The sequence below is a fragment of the Desulfosalsimonas propionicica genome (assembly GCF_013761005.1).
GTDB classification, from domain to species: domain Bacteria; phylum Desulfobacterota; class Desulfobacteria; order Desulfobacterales; family Desulfosalsimonadaceae; genus Desulfosalsimonas; species Desulfosalsimonas propionicica.
Genome location: NZ_JACDUS010000001.1, coordinates 29,234 through 46,044, shown reverse-complemented (window position 1 = coordinate 46,044; position 16,811 = coordinate 29,234). Strand labels below are relative to the sequence as shown.

The window sequence follows — 16,811 nt, the reverse complement described above, 5'->3', positions numbered from 1 at the left end:
TGTTTCAAAAAACCGCTTTTATACCGCTTGCTTTTGCTATTCCCTTGCGTGGCATTCGTTGCATGCCTTGGGGCCGCCCTGCTCTTTGTGGCAGCCCACACAGTTGACATGCATTGCGGTATAGTAGGAATTCAAGGCCTCTGCATCAGGCGGCGGGCCCATGAAATCCTTGGGGGTGCCGGCACCGGTACCATCGTGGCATTCAAAGCAGCCCTGGACCTCGTCGCCGGCCTGCAGATCCGCCAGGGGTTCGCCGTTTTCATCATGGTGGCATTCGCCGCAGCCGATACCGTATCCATCCGGATCGGCCTTGAGATGCGCGCCGTGGTCAAATTCGACAATGGGCATGCGGTGCTCGTCAAACGCTTCTTGATTTTCCATCGTGATTACATCCGGGCAGCTGTCTCCGGTGCCGGCATAAAGGCCAGCCGCCAGAAATACCGCGACCATGCATGCAGCTGCTGTCAGGATCGCAAATCGTTTTTTCATTCTGTCCTCCTCCTTGCGCCAAACTGGTTAAAAGCATATTTGTGTGGAATCGTTCACCTATAACAATCCGCTAAATTTTCTTTCTTCAGGTGTCTTTTTATAGCAGCATTTGGCAAGCCTGTCAATTATATTTGATGAAGCCTGAAACCCGGGATCAGGCATCTTTATTGCCGCCGGTTTTGTGTTTATCCTTCTGCTCTTCCGGGTCTTCTGCCTGGCGGGATCGGCCGAAAACCCGGGCGCCCATAATGCTGATTTCATAAAGCACCATCATGGGGGCGGCAAGCATAATCTGGGTGACAACATCCGGAGGTGTCAGAAGGGCGGATCCGGCAAAAAAGATGAGCAGGGCGTATTTCCGGTTTTTTTTCAGAAAGGGCACGTTTACCAGGCCCAGCCGGGCCATAAACGTGATGACAATGGGCAGTTCAAAAACAAACCCAAAGGCCAGCAAAAGTTTTGCGGAAAAGCTCAAATATTCCCGCATGGACGGCAGGGGCCGGATGGTTTCAGAGGCAAAGCCGAGCAGGAATTTAAACCCAAAGGGAAATACCAGAAAATATCCAAACAGGGCGCCGCCGATGAAAAAAAAGGCAGAGACAAACACGATGGGTATCATCAGCCGCCGCTCTTCTTTATACAGGCCCGGGGCCAAAAACATCCAGAACTGATAGATTACAACAGGGGCGGCCAGCATCAGGCCTGCCAGCAGCGACACTTTCAGGTAAGTAAAAAAAGCTTCCGGAATCCCGGTGAAAATCAGGGTGTCGCCCTGCTCCATGACACGGATCAAGGGTCGGGTCAAAATCTGAAACAGCCTTTCCTTGAAAACGTAGGCGATGACAAAACCGGCGAATATGGCGATAAAACACCGGATCAGCCGGTCTCGCAATTCCTCGAGATGCTCGGTTAAGGGCAGTTTTTCTTCTTCATCCATGGCCGTGTTCGTTTTTTGGGCTCTGGGTTTGGGCATCCGGGTCAAAAGAGGACGAAGATGCGCCGGTATCTGCGTCTTGCGGTGCCCTGTCAGACGGTTTGCTGTTTGGGTCTGCGGTTACAGGTTCCTTTTTTTCAGAATCATGCGAAAAACTGTTATTTGCCGAAGGCCTGGGTCGATTCTCTATTTGGCTGACGTCTTTGGTCGCATCCTCGAAAGGTTTTTTAACATCTTTGAATTCGCTGTCCACCGAATCCTTCAAATCCTGTGTTGCGTTTTTGAATTCATTGATCGCTTTTCCCAGGGACCGGGCAAGATCCGGCAGTTTTTTGGGGCCGAATACAATCAGCGCCACGGCTAAAATCACGATCAGTTCGGGCATGCCGATACCGAACATGGCAATGTTCTCCTTGTTAAAGTAAGATCTTCCATATGAGCCGCTTGGATCTATGTGATGAGATGGGCGGCGATATGTTTGATTTCCGGAAAAATTAATTCATTGCAGGCCAGTTTGCACGCATTGAGGCTCCCCGGAAGGCAGAATACGGCGGTTTTGCCGACAATACCGGCCGCGGCCCTGGACAGCAATGCAGCGGAATCGACTTTCTCAAAGCTGAGCTGGGTGAAAAGTGTTGCAAATGCGCTCATTTCCTTGTCAAACAAGGGGCTGACGGCTTCAATGGTGACATCGGCAAAACCCATGCCCGTACCCCCGGTCAGTATCAGGGCATGCAAGCCATGACCGGAGACGCTGTCGGCCACTGCCCGGACAATATGCTCCCGGCTGTCTGATACAATGCAATAGCGGGCAATCCTGTGGCCTTCTTTTTTTGCCTGCTTTTTTATCCACAGCCCGCTCTTGTCATCATCGGCAGTGCGTGTGGTAGAGACCGTTATCACGCCAATGTCAATGTTTTTTGGTGCGTGGTGAAGATGCTGCTGTCGTCCCATGAGAATTTTTGGCCTTATGAAATACGCCTCCGGCGTACGGTTATCCGGCAATCAGGTCCACCCGGTCAACATTGTCGTATTCAGTGAGCAAAACATTGACCGCTTCGGTTTTGCGGGTTTGGACAAGCATACCTGTATAATCGGGCTGAATCGGCAGTTCCCTGTGGCCGCGGTCAATGAGCACGGCCAGTTCTATGCGTTCGGGTCGGCCAAAGTCGATGATCGCATCCAGGGCTGCCCTTATGGTGCGGCCGGTATAAAGAACATCATCCACGAGAATGATCTGCCTGTGGTTGACATCAAAATCAATGCGCGTAGACCGCACCTCGGGCTGATGGCTGATGCCGGTCCAGTCATCCCTGTACAGATTGATGTCCATTTCCCCGGCAGGCACGTCCATGGCAGCCATGTTGGCAATCTGCCGCCGGATCCGCTTTGCCAGAAATACGCCTCTGGAGTGGATCCCCACAAGGGCTAGATTTTTTGCGTCTTTACGGGAACTGAGAATATCTGCAGCCATCCGGTCGAGCGCATCTTTGATGTCTGCTGCCTGATACAGGGTTTTGCCGGTATTGTTCATTGAAGCGTCCTTGTTTTCAGCCGCTCTTTTTCAGCAACCAGGATATGACAGATGGCCATGTACCGGGCCGTCTGTCATAAAACAATTGAAAATAAACGCAGTCTATACTATTGCTGCCCATTAGATCAAGATTTTGTTTTTCTGGAGATAAGATGGATCTTTCCTGCAGCGGGGTGATTCTGGCCGGGGGGCGGAGTTCCCGGTTCAACGGCATTAACAAGGCATTTGTGGACCTGCACGGCGGGCCCGTGATAGAGCCGGTTGCGGCCCTGCTTGGGCAAATGTTTTCCCGGGTGCTGATCATAACACATGATCCCCTGGCTTACCTGCCCTGGGATGCCGGCCTGGTGACGGATTTGTTTTCAGCGCGCAGTTCGCTTACCGGCATTCATGCCGGGCTGTTTTATTCCCCAACCCCCTATATTTTCGCAGTGGCCTGTGATACGCCCTTTATCCGGAGAGCCGTGGTGGAACTGGTTTTATCCGAACTGGAGCCGGGCGTCGATGCGGTCATGCCCCAGACACCTGCGGGCTTGGAACCCCTTTGTGCCGCGTATGCCAGCCAAAGCCTTGCCGTGGTGGAAAGCCATCTCCGGCAGGAAAAATTCAAGATCCGGCGGGTGTTTGAAAATCTCCGGGTCAAGGTGATTCCGGCGGAAAAAGTCATGGAGGCCGATCCGGAACTGGATACGTTTTTTAATATCAACACACCGGCGGACCTGGAAACAGCAAGATCCCGCCTGGAAAAACAGAAAAAAGGATCTTAGCACTATGGATCAAAACCGGCTTATAAACCAGATCAAGACATCTGCGGACTATGACCGGGTGGGCATGATCCTGACCCACCACGGCGTTGTCCGGGCCACTTCCCGCGATGGGCGCCCCGTGTCCGGGGTGCGGTTGGAAGTCAACCGGGACCGGATTGACGAGATCATTGATACAGAGAAGCAGCAGCCCGGGATTGTGGAAATTCTGGTGGAAATAACGGAAACAACCGAGCTGGCGGTGGGCGATGATATCATGCTCATTGCCGTGGCCGGCGATTTCCGGGAAAATGTTCTGGACTGCATGGCACGGATGATCGATGCGGTTAAAAAGCGCGTGACCGCCAAAACCGAGTATTATGAATAAAAACAGCAGGAGGGTGCTATAGATGGCCCAGTTTACCCACCTGGATCAGCAGGGCCGGGTGCGGATGGTGGATGTAAGCGGCAAAGATGTCACCTGCCGCCTTGCAGTGGCCCGCGCCGTGGTTTCCATGCAGGCCGCCACGTTTGAAAAAATTGTTTCCAATCAGAGCCGCAAGGGAAATGTATTGGAAACAGCCAGAATCGCCGGGGTCATGGCCGCCAAGCAGACCCATTTGCTTATTCCCATGTGCCATCCCATCTGTATCCGGCACGTGCAGGTGGATTTTTACCCGGACAAGGATGCCGGCTGTTTTGAAATCCGGGCCGCAGTCCGGGCAGACGACCGTACCGGTGTGGAAATGGAGGCAATGACGGCCGCATCTGTTGCCGCCCTGACCGTCTATGACATGTGCAAGTCCCATGACCGGGCCATGACCATTTCAAAGGTGTGTCTTGTGGAAAAATCCGGCGGAAAAAGCGGACATTTTGTCCGCAGTCCCGAAATCCCGGAGGATTCTGAGGCATGATCCGTTTGAGCAATCATTGATGCGCATTTCTTTTTCTGTTGAAATTCTGTATCTGGCCGCAGGCCTTATTGCCGGGGCATTGGCTGTTTTGATCGTTTTGGGTATCCGCATTCGGCGTCTGCGTGTCCGGCACAATCATCTGCACCAGCAATATACGGAATGCCGGATGGAGTTGAGTGCGGCCCGGGAAAAGTCAGCCATGATTGAGCAGGCCCGGGACCGGATGGCGGAAAGTTTCTCTGCACTATCAGCGCAGGCCCTGCAGGAAAATAACCAGGCGTTCATGAACCTGGCCAAAGCAACGTTTTCCCGGTACCTGGACGCGGCAAAGACAGACATGGAAGGCCGCAGCAGGGCAGTGGGCGATATGGTCCAGCCCCTGGTCAACACCCTGGAAAAATACGAGCAAAAGGTTCGGGAAATGGAACAGGCCCGCCAGCAGGCCTACGGAAGCCTCACAGAGCAGGTTTCCTCCATGGCCCGCACCCAGCAGGATCTGCAGCGGGAAACCGGACGGCTGGTGCAGGCCCTGCGCCTTCCCCAGGTCCGGGGACGCTGGGGGGAGATGACGCTGCGCCGGGTGGCCGAAATTGCGGGCATGCAGGATCATTGCGACTTTTACCAGCAGCCCACTGCTGCCAGCGAAGACGGGATGCTGCGGCCGGATATGATTGTCCGGCTGCCGGGGAACCGTCAGGTCATCATTGACGCGAAGGTGCCCTTGTCGGCTTATCTCGATTCCCTGGATAACGGTGATGAGGAAAATACGCAACAACCCCTTGAGCGCCAAGCCGGCCAGGTCAAAAGTCACATGAATCGTCTGGCCCAGAAATCTTACTGGCGCCAGTTTGAGCCCACACCCGAGTTCGTGGTGCTGTTTATGCCCGGGGAAAATTTTTTCAGCGCAGCCCTGTCCTGCCAGCCCGGATTAATTGAGGAAGGGGCGGCCAAAGGTGTGATTTTGGCCACGCCCACCACCCTGATCACATTGCTCAAAACCGTGGCCTATTCCTGGCGTCAGGAATCAGCGGTGGAAAACGCAAGGGCCGCCATTGACCTGGGAAGCGAGCTTTACGGGCGGATTTACTCCATGGTCCGGCATTTCAACCAATTGGGGCGGGACCTGGACAAAAGCATTGCCGCTTACAACAAGACCGTTGGTACCCTGGAACGCCGGGTGTTGGTATCCGCCCGCCGTTTCAGGGAAATGGGCGTGGTGGAAGATGACCGAAAGGATTTAAATCCGCCCGGGCCGGTGGACAACAAGGCCAGACAGATGGAAACGGACAACGCGGGGGAAAATGACACTGATGACTAATTGCCGGCGATCTGTCCCGGTTTTTGTGTTTCAGCGGCTGATAGCCGCAGCCTTATTTGCGGTCCTGTGGGCACTGCCGGCACTGGCAAGCGCGCAAATGGCCGAATTGTCCCCATCCAGACATCCCGTGTTTGTCGATGATCTTGGCTATGCCGGGCTATCCCGGGCCATCGGGCAAACCATTGCCTATTATGAAAAACTGCCCTCCTCCCGCAGGATGGCTTATGGCCCGGATGCTTACACGGTGGAAGATCTGATCTCCGGATTGCGGCGGTTTGATCAGTTTATGGAAAAAAAGCCTTCTGCAGAGGCGGTACAGAAATTTTTACGGGAAAATGCCCGGGTCTATGCCCACATTGAGCAAAGCGAACCGGTTTCGATATTGTTTACAGGCTATTATGAACCCGTGATCCAAGGCAGCAGAAAAAAGACCGACTTGTTCCAATATCCGGTTTACGGCCGGCCAAAGGACCTGGTTGAGCTGGATTTGTCGGCATTTGATGCCGGATGCGACAGCCGGTCCGCCGTGGGCCGTGTGGCAGACGGCCGGGTGGTTCCTTATTATGACCGGCGCACCATTGATACAACTGATCTGCTCCAATCCAGGGCGGAGGTGATTGCCTGGGCGGCGGATCCGGTAAAGCTGTTTTTCCTGCACGTACAGGGCTCCGGCCGGATTCGCCTGCGGGACGGGGACATGATTGCCGTGCACTTTGACATCACAAACGGCCGGCCCTATAAAAGCATCGGCAAATATTTGATAGACAAGGGAAAAATGGATCGGTCCAACATGTCCATGCAGGCCATTGCCGCCTATCTTGAAAAACACCCCGGGGACATCCGGGAAGTGTTGTTTTCCAATCCAAGGTACGTGTTTTTCAAAAAAAGCCGGGGCGGTCCGAAAGGTTCTCTGGGCGTGGACCTGACCCCCGGCCGTTCAGTGGCTCTGGACCGGGATGTTTCCCCTGCAGGGGCGTTTTTGTTTATTTGCGCAAAAAAGCCGACAGACAAAAATGCGGCCGGCCGTAAGCATGACTGGGTGCCTTTTTGCCGCTTTGCCTGCAGCCAGGATGCGGGAAGTGCGATTTCCGGCAAAAACCGCGCAGACCTGTTTTGGGGCTCCGGGGCCAGTGCACGCATGGCCGCAGGTCACATGCAGCACAGGGGGCGGATTTATTATCTGGTGATTCTGCCAAAATCCGGATAAAGGCCCGCCTATGGCGCCTGCTTTCGGGTGGCGGTTTCAAATACCATAAGCAGCCCGCCAAGCAATGCCAGCACGCCGCTTGCCATAAACAGGGCCGGCGCCCCGATAATCTCGAAAAAAATCCCGTTGACAAAAAAACCGATCATAATCCCAAGGCCGTAAGTGACCGCATTGTTGACCGCCTGGCCCAGGGTCTTGGCCGCCGCCGGGGTCAGTTCGTCGATGTAGAGGATGCTGGCCACATGAAAGGCGCCGTAGGAAAAGGCGTGCAGCATCTGGGTGACAATAATGAGCCAGGCCGATTGGGCGCCTGCCACCACAAACCATCGCAGGCAGGTACAGGCAAATGCGGCAATGAGCACCCGTTCATGGGAAAATCGCTGGAAAATGGGCCTGGAGTAAATCATGATCCCGATTTCGGCGATAACGGCCAGGGCCCAGGCAAAACCGATAAATGTGCTTGTAAATCCCAGGTTTTCCAGGTGGATGGAGAAAAATCCGTAATATGTGCCGTGGCTGGCCAGCATCAGAAACGCGGCCATCAGAAAAAAAACCACGCGTTTGTTCCAGAGATACCGGGCGCCTGCGGAAAAATCGAGCTTTTTCCCTTTGGTGGTTGGCGGCACCCTGAAGGCCAGGATGGATTGCAGCAAAGAACCAATCAGGATCAGGGGGATGATGATTTGCACGGAAAAAATGTCAATGGCACGGCCCACGCCCGTGACCATAAGGATAAAGCCGATCGACCCCCAGGCCCGCAGGTTGCCGTAGCGGTTTTTCTCTGTATCCAGCAGATCCATTGAAAATGATTCCAGAAAGGAAATCAAGGGCGCGTAAAACACCCCGTAAAAGGCGGTGATCACAAACATGGTGGCAAAATCGGTGAAGACCAGATAAAATGCCCATATGGCTGTGCTGATAAAATGGCAGAAAATAAATATGGGCCGGCGCATGGAAAACCGGTCTGCCAGCGCGGCCCAGATCAGGGGGAAAAGGGCGGTGGCAAGGGTGCGCATGGCCGAAATGGAGCCGATTTCAAACCCGGAAAATCCAAGCCGGTAGCAGTATAAGTTGAAATAGGGCAGATAGATGCCCAGTACCCCGAAGTAAAGAAAATACAAGGTGCTTAGGGTGTATTTCAGGGGTATGGGAGGTCTCTGGCTTGGAAACATCATTTGCTTTCAGGCAAAACCGGTGCGTTTTGATCTGGATTGGCATCCGCAGAAGCCGTGGCCTCGCTGTCGAGCATTACAGACAGCCACCTGGCTTCCGGGCTGTTTTCCAGAGCGATTTTAAAAATCATGGTCAGGGGCACTGACAGCAGCATCCCTACCGGGCCCAGCACCCAGCCCCAGAATACCAGGGAGAGAAACACCACCAGGGTGGAAAGGCCCAGGCCGCTTCCCATAAACCGGGGTTCAAGCAGGTTGCCGATAACCACGTTGACCGCTACAAAACCCAGGGCGCAAAGGGCCGCCGGCCAGACGCCCAGCTGGGCCAGAGCCAGCAGAATGGGGGGAACAGCGGCGATAATGGAGCCGATATTGGGGACATAGTTGAGCAGAAACGCCAGAAGACCCCAGAGAAAGGCAAAATCCAGGCCCAGTACAGACAGCCAGAGCCAGATGAAAATGCCGGTAGCCAGGCTGAAAAGGGTTTTTAAAGCCAGGTAGCGGTTGACGCTTTTGGTAAACCGGCTGAAGTTGGCCAAAGATTTTTCCGGGTCTTTGAATGCGGAGCGGATTTTTTCCGGAAACCGGGCGGCTTCCAGGAGGATGAAAATCACGGTCAGCAGGATTAAAAACGCGTTGGTCAGAACCCCGGAAAGGCCGGTCAGTGTCCGGGAGACCATCTGCATGGCCATGCCCGGATCCAGGTATTCCCGAAACATTTGTTCAGAAACCACAATTCCCCGGTTATTTAGCCAGGATATGAGTTTTGAGGATTCGGCCAGCAGGCGTTTCTGGTATATGGGCAGGGTGGTTGTGAACTCCCCCACAGAACCGCCCACAAACTGGATCAAAAGCGTTCCCAGGGCAATGATAATGGCCATGATCACGCCGATGGCAGCGATTTTGGGCAGTCTTTTTCTCTGAAGCCAGAACAGCAGGGGCGTGAAAATGATGGCAATGAATACCGACAGCAGAAACGGCACCAGGATTCCGGCAGCCGCGCGCATTCCCGCCACGATCACCACAAAGCAGGCGGCTGCAATCATGAAACGGATTTCCCGTGAAAGGGCGGATTGGATTTCCATGATGTCTTTTGTCTCCGGATCAGAGGTTGTCCATATCTCCAGGATATTCAGATTCGTATCAGAAAGGCGGGCATGCGGCAAGCCCTGTATCCGGTTTTGCCCGGCAGGCCTTGACATTGACATCGGGATTCCGTATTACCCATGGAAAAGGTCCGGACGCTTTCAAAGCGTTTTGCATTATCTGATGATGAAAGGAAATACAATATGCTGCAGTATCGGATACTGGGCACCGCATTGATTGCCCTTGTAGCAGCAGCCCTTTGCATGCCGGCCCCAGTGCCGGCGCAGGAAAATGCCTCCCGGCCCCGGGCAGTGGTGGAAAATGCCGTGCATGACTGGGGCGCGGTGTATGCCGGTGAAAAGATCATTCATTCCTTTGTTATCGCCAATCAGGGGGATGCGCCCCTGGAGATCGGGTCTGTGCGCACCGGGTGAGGGTGTGCCACGGTCGAAAAGCCCGGCCGCATCCTTCCCGGCGAGGAGGGAAAATTAAAAGTACAGGTCACCACAAGTTCCGGCAATGCTGGCCATGATCTGAGCAAAACCATAAAGGTGGATACCAGTGATTCGGAAAATCCGCAGCTTGAGTTAAGGATTTACGGCAAAGTAAAGGCTTATGTCACGGTTTCCCCCCGTAGGGTGATTTTAAAGGGGAGGCAGGGGGAAAGCATTGCCCAAACCGTTAAAATTTTTCCGGAAACTGATAAAGGCCTCAACATTACCGGGCTATCCGCAGCCCGGGGGGTGGATATCGACTATCGCCTGAACCAGATCCGGGAAAACGGCAAAAATGGCTATGCCCTGCACGTGGAAAACCAGCGGGACACACCCGGCCGGTTTTATGATACTGTTTTTCTGAAAACAGACAGTGATGTGGCCGGCACCATTTCCATTGTGGTTTCGGGTTTGCTCCGGCCCGCGGGACCGGGAAAAAACAGACAGTAAGGGTAAAGCATGACAGCATTGAAGGTTGCGGCCTTTGACTGCGACGGGGTCATGTTTGACACTGAAGCGGCCAACCAGGCCTATTACAACGATATCCTGGCCCATTTTTCAAAACCGCCCATGACCGGGGCGCAGTTTGCCTACTGCCAGATGCACACCGCAGATAAGGCCATAGCCCATCTTTTCCCGGATCCCGGCGAATTTGCCGCAGCCCAGGCCTTTCGCAGAAAAAGGGGCTACGGCCCTTACATCCGTTACATGAAAATGGCCCCGGACTTAAAGGACGTGCTTTGCTGGTGCAGAAAGGTTCTGAAAACCGCCGTGGCCACCAACCGCTCGGATACCATGAACCGGGTTTTGGAAGAAAACGGCCTGGAGAATTGTTTTGACCTGGTGGTAACGGCCATGGACGTCGCCAACCCAAAACCGCACCCTGAGCAGCTCTGTTCCATCATGGAGCGTTTCCGGGCCGGCCCCCGAGAGGTGCTCTACATCGGCGATTCGCAACTGGATCAATACGCGGCCGAAGCTGCGGGCGTGGTCTTTGCCGCCTGCCGCAATCCCGGGCTTTCTGCGGACTACTACATTGACCGGTTATCAGAGATCAAGTCCATCATAGTCAGCCGGCAGCAATAACCCGGCAAAAAAGATCCGGACACAGCCCATGAGCGATGAACAACGCATTTATCTGGTCGACGGCAGCACCTACATTCACCGGGCCTATCACGCCATCCGGTCCCTTTCCACCTCCAGGGGATTTCCCACCAATGCGGCCTACGGGTTTGCCCGGATGCTGATCAAGCTTATCCAGGACCGGGACCCCAAATACGTGGCCATGGTTTTTGACAGCCGGAAACCCACGTTCCGCCATGAACTCTACCCGGACTACAAGGGCCACCGGCCCGAGATGCCCGAAGATTTGGCCATGCAGATACCGGTAATCCACGAGATCACCGAAGGTTTTAACGTCCCGGTTTTCCTCATGGACGGCTATGAGGCAGATGATCTCATCGGCACCCTGGCCCGACAGGCAGAGGCGGCGGGATTTGAAGTGGTCATGGTGACCGGGGATAAGGATATGATCCAGCTGATTACCGACAAGGTCACCATGTGGGATCCCATGAAGGACCAGGTCACCGATAGGGACCGCGTACTGGCTGAAAAGGGCGTTGAGCCGCACCAGATGCTCGATCTTCAGGGTCTTGCCGGAGATTCTTCCGACAATATTCCGGGCGTGCCCGGAATCGGGCCCAAGACCGCTGCCACACTGGTGCAAACCTACGGGAGCATGGACGAACTTTATGCCCGCCTGGATGAAATCCGTGCGGGCAAGCAGCGGGAGAAACTGGAGCAATTTCAGGATCAGGCGTTTTTGAGCCGGAAGCTGGCCAAAATTGTCACGGATGCGCCCATTGCCTTCAACCCCGGGGATCTGGCCAAAAAAGCCCCGGATGCCAACCATCTGGCCCGGCTGTTTCGGGACCTGGAGTTTCGAAAGCTCCAGGAGGACTATCCCGTGGTCTCGGATTTGTCTGCCAAGGATTACCGTGTGGTGCGCGATGCCGCCGCCCTTGAGGCCTTGGCGGAAAAACTGGAAAAAAGTCCCTTTTTTGCCATTGACACGGAAACCACTTCAACCGAGGCGGTGCGCGCAGACCTGGTGGGCATTTCCGTGGCCATGGAAGCCGACTCTGCCTATTACATCCCATGCGGCCACACCGGTCCGGATGCCGCCTCCCAGCTTTCAAAAACCGAGGTTTTAAAAAGGCTTGGCCCGGTGCTGGAAAACCCGGAAATCGGAAAAATCGGCCAGAACATCAAGTATGACTGGACGGTTCTGCGCCGCAGCGGGGCAAATCTGGCTGGCGTGATCTTTGACACCATGCTGGCCTCCTACCTGATCAACCCGGAAAAGCGGGCTCATGGATTAAACCAGATTGCCATGGATTATTTGGATCATCGTATGATCACCTATGACGAGGTCATCTCAGCACAGGGAGCCAGGCTGGAAAGCTTTGCCCAGGTGCCTGTGGAAAAGGCGGTGACCTATGCGTGCGAGGATGCAGACATTACCCTGGCCGCTTATTTCAAGCTTTCTCCCACGCTTGAATCCGCGGGCCTGTCCGAACTTTTGTCCGGCATTGAACTGCCGCTGGTGCCGGTGCTGGTGAAAATGGAGGAAACCGGTATCCGGGTGGACAAAGACCGGCTGCAGGCCATGTCCGTGGATTTGGCCCGGGAGCTTGAGCGAATTGAAGCCGATATTTACACCATGGCCGGTGAGGAATTCAACATCAATTCCTCCCAGCAGCTTGGCCGTATTCTTTTTGACAAGCTCAGTCTTCCCACCCAGAAAAAAACAAAGAAAAAAACCGGTTATTCCACGGATGTGGAGGTGCTCACCGCCCTGTGCCGGCACCATGAACTGCCGGAGCTGGTGCTGCACCACCGGATGCTGGCCAAGCTCAAGTCCACATATGTGGATGCGCTTTTCGGATTGATTAACCCGGAAACCGGTCGGATTCATACCTCTTTTAACCAGACCATAACGGCCACGGGCCGGCTGAGCAGTTCCAATCCCAATCTGCAAAACATTCCCATCCGCACTGAGGCGGGCCGGGATGTGCGCCGGGCGTTTATTCCCAAACAGGGCTGGCATTTCCTGGCTGCCGATTATTCCCAGATCGAGCTTCGTCTGCTGGCCCATTACTCAGGCGATGAAATTCTGATTTCGGCATTTGCCAATGATGAAGACATCCACGCGCGAACCGCGGCAGAGGTGTTTTTCACGGATTCGCAAAACGTGAACGCGGAACTGCGCCAGCAGGCCAAGACCATCAATTTCGGTATCATCTACGGCATGGGGGCCTATTCCCTGTCCAAAGAGCTGGGCATCACCCGGAAAATGGCGCAAACCTATATTGATCATTATTTTGAGCGCTACAACGGGGTGAAAAGGTTCATTGATCAGACCATTGAAGATGCCCGCCAAACCGGGCGGGTTTCCACGCGGTTCGGACGGATCCGCCATGTCCCGGATATTAACAGCAAAAACGCCAATATGCGCGGGATTTCCGAGCGCGCGGCCATTAATACGCCTATCCAGGGCACGGCGGCGGATCTTTTGAAGCTGGCCATGATCCAAGTGGATGCGGATCTTTCACAACAGGGTCTGAAAACGGCCATGCTGCTGACCGTGCATGACGAACTGGTATTCGAAGTGCCCGAAGATGAGCTGGAAACAGTTCAGCAGCGCGTCCGGCAGATCATGGAAAATATCGCCGAACTCTCCGTGCCCTTGAAGGTCAATATGGCCGTGGGCAGCAACTGGGCGGCAGCCCACTGATCATCGCAGGCAAATATTCATCAATGCCCTCCGGTTGCGCATGCGGGAGGCGGATTATTCAGACCGGGATTGGCCGGGTTTTTCCGAATGGGTTTCATGCACCGATTTTTCCACGGTTCTGTATATATTGCGGAAATGGTCATGGAAACTCGAAGGTGAAACCGTTCCCACCTCGATGAATTTGACCACGATTTCCTTGACGGTCTTTAAGATCAGTTCGTCTTGTTTCATGATCCGGCCTTGTTTAACAGGGTTTGGAAGTGCAGATTGCAACAATCCCTTTTATACCAGAAAAGACCTTGCCGTGCAATTGCTTGACAGGCAGGGTTGCCTGGATTAATAATAAAGTCCTTGTGATTTAAGCCAATTGGATGAATGCTGGAAAAAACGGGCTGCCGGCTTTGAAAAATCCATGAAAATCAGCCCGGCCTGGCCAATGCGGATAACAGACAATGAAAAACATGACCAAAATCGGCAGAAATGACCCTTGTCCCTGCGGCAGCGGCAAAAAATACAAGAAATGCTGCATGGGCAAACAAAATGCCAATCCCGTTGATATTGGCAAATGGTACCGCCAGAAATACAACATCGAGCTCAAGCAGCCAGCAGACATCGAGGCCATCCGGGCTGCCGGCCGGCTGGTGATCCAGGGACTGGACCGGGTGGAAGCCGAACTCAAAGCCGGCATGACAACTGAGGAGATCAATACCCTGGTCCACGACCATGCCATGGCCAACAATGCCGTCCCCGCCCCGCTCAACTACCGCGGCTTCCCCAAAAGCGTTTGCACCTCGGTCAATGAGGTGATCTGCCACGGCATCCCCGGCGATTACGTGCTAAAGGACGGCGATATCATCAATGTGGATATCACCCATATTTATAACGGCTATTACGCGGATGCCAGTAAAACTTTTTTTGTGGGCACCCCGGGAACGGATGCGGAAAAAATCGTGGGCGTGGCCGCCGGCAGCCTGAAAGCGGCCATGGACATGCTGGCCCCGGATCGCACCATCGGCGATATCGGATGGGCCATCCAGCGATATGCAGAGGGCCGCGGCTGCTCCGTGGTAAGAGAGTTTGTGGGCCACGGCGTGGGTTTTGATTTCCATGAACCGCCCCAGGTGCCCCATTACGGAAAAAAAGGCCAGGGCGTGGTGCTGGTGCCGGGAATGGTCTTTACTGTTGAGCCCATGATCAACCTGGGCACGGCCAAGCTGTTTGTGGAAGATGATGGGTGGACCGCCGTGACCGCGGACCGCAAACTGTCCGCCCAGTTTGAGCAGACCTTTGTGATTACAGAAGACGGGTTTGAAAGTCTGACCCCGTATTCCCTGTGATCTGAAGTGCTACAAAAACAATGCCGCAGAAAAAAAAGCAGCCGAGCTTGGCAGAAAGAAACGGTCAGCCGCCAATGAGCACCGGATCCGGACAATCAGCGCCCAATATGGCCAACATGCCCGCGCTAAACGATGCCGAGGGCCAGCGGGTTCCACAGGAGGCGGGTTTTGTGATCGATGCCCATGTGCACGTGTTTCCCCAGGCCGTTTTTTCGGCCGTCTGGAAATGGTTTGACGCCCATGCCTGGCCCATACGCTACCGGCTCGATGCCAGGTCGGTGTTCGATTTTCTGCTGGCCCGCGGGGTGGGGCATGTGGTGGCCCTGCAGTATGCGCACAAGCCCGGCATTGCAGAGGCGCTAAACCGATTCATGGTTGATATCTGCCGGGATTATCCGGGCCGGGTCACTGGTCTGGCCTCGGTTTTTCCCGGAGAGCCGGATGCGCCCAAAATCCTGGAAAAAGCCTTTGACGCCGGCCTGGCTGGGGTCAAACTGCACGCCCATGTCCAGTGCTTTGACTTAAACAGCCCGGAAATGGACGAGATCTGCCGTGTTTGCAGCCGGGCCAAAAAGCCCCTGCTCATCCACGCCGGAAGAGAGCCCAAAAGTCCGGCCTATGCCTGTGATCCTTATGAAATCTGCGCGGTGGAAAAAATTGACCGAATGCTTGACACCCATCCGGATCTACGGCTTTGCGTGCCCCATCTCGGAGCTGACGAGTTTTCCGCCTATGCCCGGCTCATTGAATCCAGCGACCGGCTCTGGCTGGACACGGCCATGGCGGTTACCGATTACTTACCCATTGACAACCCGGTAAGGCTTTCGGAGATGCGCGCAGACAGGGTTTTGTACGGATCGGATTTTCCCAACATCCCCTATGCCTGGGATCGGGAGTTGAAAGAATTGGCCGCAGCCGGTTTTTCCCGGGATTTTCTGGCCCGGCTCATGTGGAAAAACGCCCGGGATTTTTATGGCATTTCTTTGAATTTCAACGAATCTGAGGCTTATGAAACAATCGCCTGACAAGGTTGTATACGGCAGCCGCACCGAAGTGACCGGCGGCGGGTTTTATTTTGCCTGTCACCCGGGGGTGCCCTGTTTTACCCGCTGCTGCAAAAATCCGGACATGTATCTGTATCCCTATGATATCATCCGGCTCAAATCCCGGCTGGCAATGGATTCGGAAACCTTTCTTGACACCCATACCTATACGGCCGTGCGCGACAATCCCTGGTTTCCGCACGTAATGCTTAAAATGAGCCAAAAACAGGACCGTCCGTGTTCCTTTTTAACCGGGCAGGGATGCACGGTTTATGCGGACCGGCCTTTTTCATGCCGCGCCTATCCGCTGGAACCCGCCCTTTCCAGGGACATGGACGGGCGCCGGCCGGATCGGTATTTTGTCGTGCGCCATCCTTACTGCAAGGGTCATGAGCAGGACCCGTACCAGAGCGTGGAACAGTGGATCGCAGACCAGGAGTTGGGTCCCTTTATTGAACACAATCGACGCTGGGCTGCCATTGATGCTTTGCTGCGCGCCAATCCCTGGGGAGCCAAAGGCCTGGAGAATCCGGCCGTAAAAATGGTTTTCATGGCCGCCTTTAACCCGGACCGCTTCAGGGAGTTTGTGTTTTCCAGCTCGTTTTTAAAGCGATTTGATATCCCCGCCAGCCGGAAGGCTGCAGTTGAAGCCCGGGATACGGATCTGATGGGGCTGGGATTTGACTGGATCGAGTTTCTGCTGACCGGAAAAGGTCCATTGGCGGAAGCAAAGACCGGGTAGTC

20 protein-coding genes are annotated in these 16,811 nt (G+C 54.5%); 12 read left to right on the top strand and 8 right to left on the bottom strand.

The window, feature by feature from the left end:
* Positions 1-36 precede the first annotated feature (36 nt).
* From HNR65_RS00245 to pyrR, 5 genes are all read right to left on the bottom strand, one after another.
* Positions 37-489 (bottom strand): cytochrome c3 family protein, encoded by a 453-nt coding sequence (locus HNR65_RS00245; protein WP_181549445.1) that lies wholly within the window; start codon positions 487-489, stop codon positions 37-39.
* A 154-nt stretch (positions 490-643) separates the two neighbouring features.
* Positions 644-1,426: a twin-arginine translocase subunit TatC gene (gene tatC, locus HNR65_RS00240; RefSeq protein WP_181549444.1), complete on the bottom strand. Its 783-nt coding sequence runs from the start codon at positions 1,424-1,426 to the stop codon at positions 644-646.
* Positions 1,419-1,823 (bottom strand): twin-arginine translocase TatA/TatE family subunit, encoded by a 405-nt coding sequence (locus HNR65_RS18085; RefSeq protein ID WP_181549443.1) that lies wholly within the window; start codon positions 1,821-1,823, stop codon positions 1,419-1,421. The genes tatC and HNR65_RS18085 overlap by 8 nt, the downstream gene beginning before the upstream one ends.
* 50 nt (positions 1,824-1,873) lie before the next feature.
* Positions 1,874-2,377, bottom strand: coding sequence for a MogA/MoaB family molybdenum cofactor biosynthesis protein (locus HNR65_RS00230; RefSeq protein ID WP_181549442.1), 504 nt, complete (start codon positions 2,375-2,377; stop codon positions 1,874-1,876).
* Between the two features lie 40 nt (positions 2,378-2,417).
* On the bottom strand, positions 2,418-2,957 hold the full coding sequence (gene pyrR / locus HNR65_RS00225; protein WP_181549441.1) for a bifunctional pyr operon transcriptional regulator/uracil phosphoribosyltransferase PyrR: 540 nt from the start codon (positions 2,955-2,957) through the stop codon (positions 2,418-2,420).
* A gap of 152 nt (positions 2,958-3,109) precedes the next feature.
* Between pyrR and mobA the strand changes: the two genes are divergently transcribed.
* Genes mobA through mltA form a run of 5 tightly spaced genes read left to right on the top strand, consistent with a single transcriptional unit; the run spans position 3,110 to position 7,139 of the window.
* Entirely contained in the window at positions 3,110-3,724 is a 615-nt protein-coding gene (mobA, locus tag HNR65_RS00220) for a molybdenum cofactor guanylyltransferase (protein ID WP_181549440.1), read from the top strand.
* Positions 3,725-3,728: 4 nt separating this feature from the next.
* Positions 3,729-4,088 carry a molybdenum cofactor biosynthesis protein MoaE gene (locus HNR65_RS00215; RefSeq protein ID WP_181549439.1) on the top strand — a complete coding sequence of 120 codons (360 nt, stop codon included), beginning with the start codon at positions 3,729-3,731 and terminating at the stop codon, positions 4,086-4,088.
* Positions 4,089-4,110: 22 nt separating this feature from the next.
* Complete coding sequence (gene moaC / locus HNR65_RS00210; protein WP_181549438.1) at positions 4,111-4,614, top strand: cyclic pyranopterin monophosphate synthase MoaC; 504 nt, start codon at positions 4,111-4,113, stop codon at positions 4,612-4,614.
* 19 nt (positions 4,615-4,633) lie between these two features.
* Positions 4,634-5,932, top strand: coding sequence for a DNA recombination protein RmuC (locus tag HNR65_RS00205; protein WP_181549437.1), 1,299 nt, complete (start codon positions 4,634-4,636; stop codon positions 5,930-5,932).
* The gene (mltA, locus tag HNR65_RS00200) at positions 5,916-7,139 is read left to right on the top strand and encodes a murein transglycosylase A (protein ID WP_181549436.1); all 1,224 of its coding nucleotides are present in this window, start codon (positions 5,916-5,918) and stop codon (positions 7,137-7,139) included. The genes HNR65_RS00205 and mltA overlap by 17 nt, the downstream gene beginning before the upstream one ends.
* 8 nt (positions 7,140-7,147) lie before the next feature.
* On the opposite strand, the gene HNR65_RS00195 is transcribed toward mltA, so the two are convergent.
* Both HNR65_RS00195 and HNR65_RS00190 read right to left on the bottom strand, forming a co-directional pair.
* On the bottom strand, positions 7,148-8,314 hold the full coding sequence (locus tag HNR65_RS00195) for an MFS transporter (RefSeq protein WP_232364594.1): 1,167 nt from the start codon (positions 8,312-8,314) through the stop codon (positions 7,148-7,150).
* A complete protein-coding gene (locus HNR65_RS00190) occupies positions 8,311-9,477 on the bottom strand; it encodes an AI-2E family transporter (protein WP_232364593.1) in 1,167 nt (388 codons plus the stop codon). The genes HNR65_RS00195 and HNR65_RS00190 overlap by 4 nt, the downstream gene beginning before the upstream one ends.
* 123 nt (positions 9,478-9,600) lie before the next feature.
* Between HNR65_RS00190 and HNR65_RS00185 the strand changes: the two genes are divergently transcribed.
* The 4 genes from HNR65_RS00185 to polA all read left to right on the top strand — a co-directional run bounded on the left by HNR65_RS00185 (position 9,601) and on the right by polA (position 13,687).
* Entirely contained in the window at positions 9,601-9,831 is a 231-nt protein-coding gene (locus tag HNR65_RS00185; RefSeq protein ID WP_181549435.1) for a hypothetical protein, read from the top strand.
* A 117-nt stretch (positions 9,832-9,948) separates the two neighbouring features.
* A complete protein-coding gene (locus HNR65_RS00180) occupies positions 9,949-10,341 on the top strand; it encodes a hypothetical protein (RefSeq protein ID WP_181549434.1) in 393 nt (130 codons plus the stop codon).
* Between the two features lie 9 nt (positions 10,342-10,350).
* The gene (locus HNR65_RS00175; RefSeq protein WP_181549433.1) at positions 10,351-10,977 is read left to right on the top strand and encodes an HAD family hydrolase; all 627 of its coding nucleotides are present in this window, start codon (positions 10,351-10,353) and stop codon (positions 10,975-10,977) included.
* 28 nt (positions 10,978-11,005) lie between these two features.
* A complete protein-coding gene (gene polA / locus HNR65_RS00170) occupies positions 11,006-13,687 on the top strand; it encodes a DNA polymerase I (protein ID WP_181549432.1) in 2,682 nt (893 codons plus the stop codon).
* A gap of 54 nt (positions 13,688-13,741) precedes the next feature.
* Here polA and HNR65_RS00165 read toward each other — a convergent pair whose 3' ends face one another.
* On the bottom strand, positions 13,742-13,918 hold the full coding sequence (locus HNR65_RS00165; protein ID WP_181549431.1) for a hypothetical protein: 177 nt from the start codon (positions 13,916-13,918) through the stop codon (positions 13,742-13,744).
* Positions 13,919-14,139: 221 nt separating this feature from the next.
* Here HNR65_RS00165 and map point away from each other — a divergent pair, with 221 nt between their 5' ends.
* The 3 genes from map (at position 14,140) to HNR65_RS00150 (ending at position 16,809) form a co-directional block, all read left to right on the top strand.
* Positions 14,140-15,024 carry a type I methionyl aminopeptidase gene (map, locus tag HNR65_RS00160; protein WP_181549430.1) on the top strand — a complete coding sequence of 295 codons (885 nt, stop codon included), beginning with the start codon at positions 14,140-14,142 and terminating at the stop codon, positions 15,022-15,024.
* Positions 15,025-15,098: 74 nt separating this feature from the next.
* Entirely contained in the window at positions 15,099-16,049 is a 951-nt protein-coding gene (locus HNR65_RS00155) for an amidohydrolase family protein (protein ID WP_181549429.1), read from the top strand.
* On the top strand, positions 16,033-16,809 hold the full coding sequence (locus tag HNR65_RS00150; RefSeq protein WP_181549428.1) for a YkgJ family cysteine cluster protein: 777 nt from the start codon (positions 16,033-16,035) through the stop codon (positions 16,807-16,809). The genes HNR65_RS00155 and HNR65_RS00150 overlap by 17 nt, the downstream gene beginning before the upstream one ends.
* Positions 16,810-16,811: the final 2 nt, after the last annotated feature.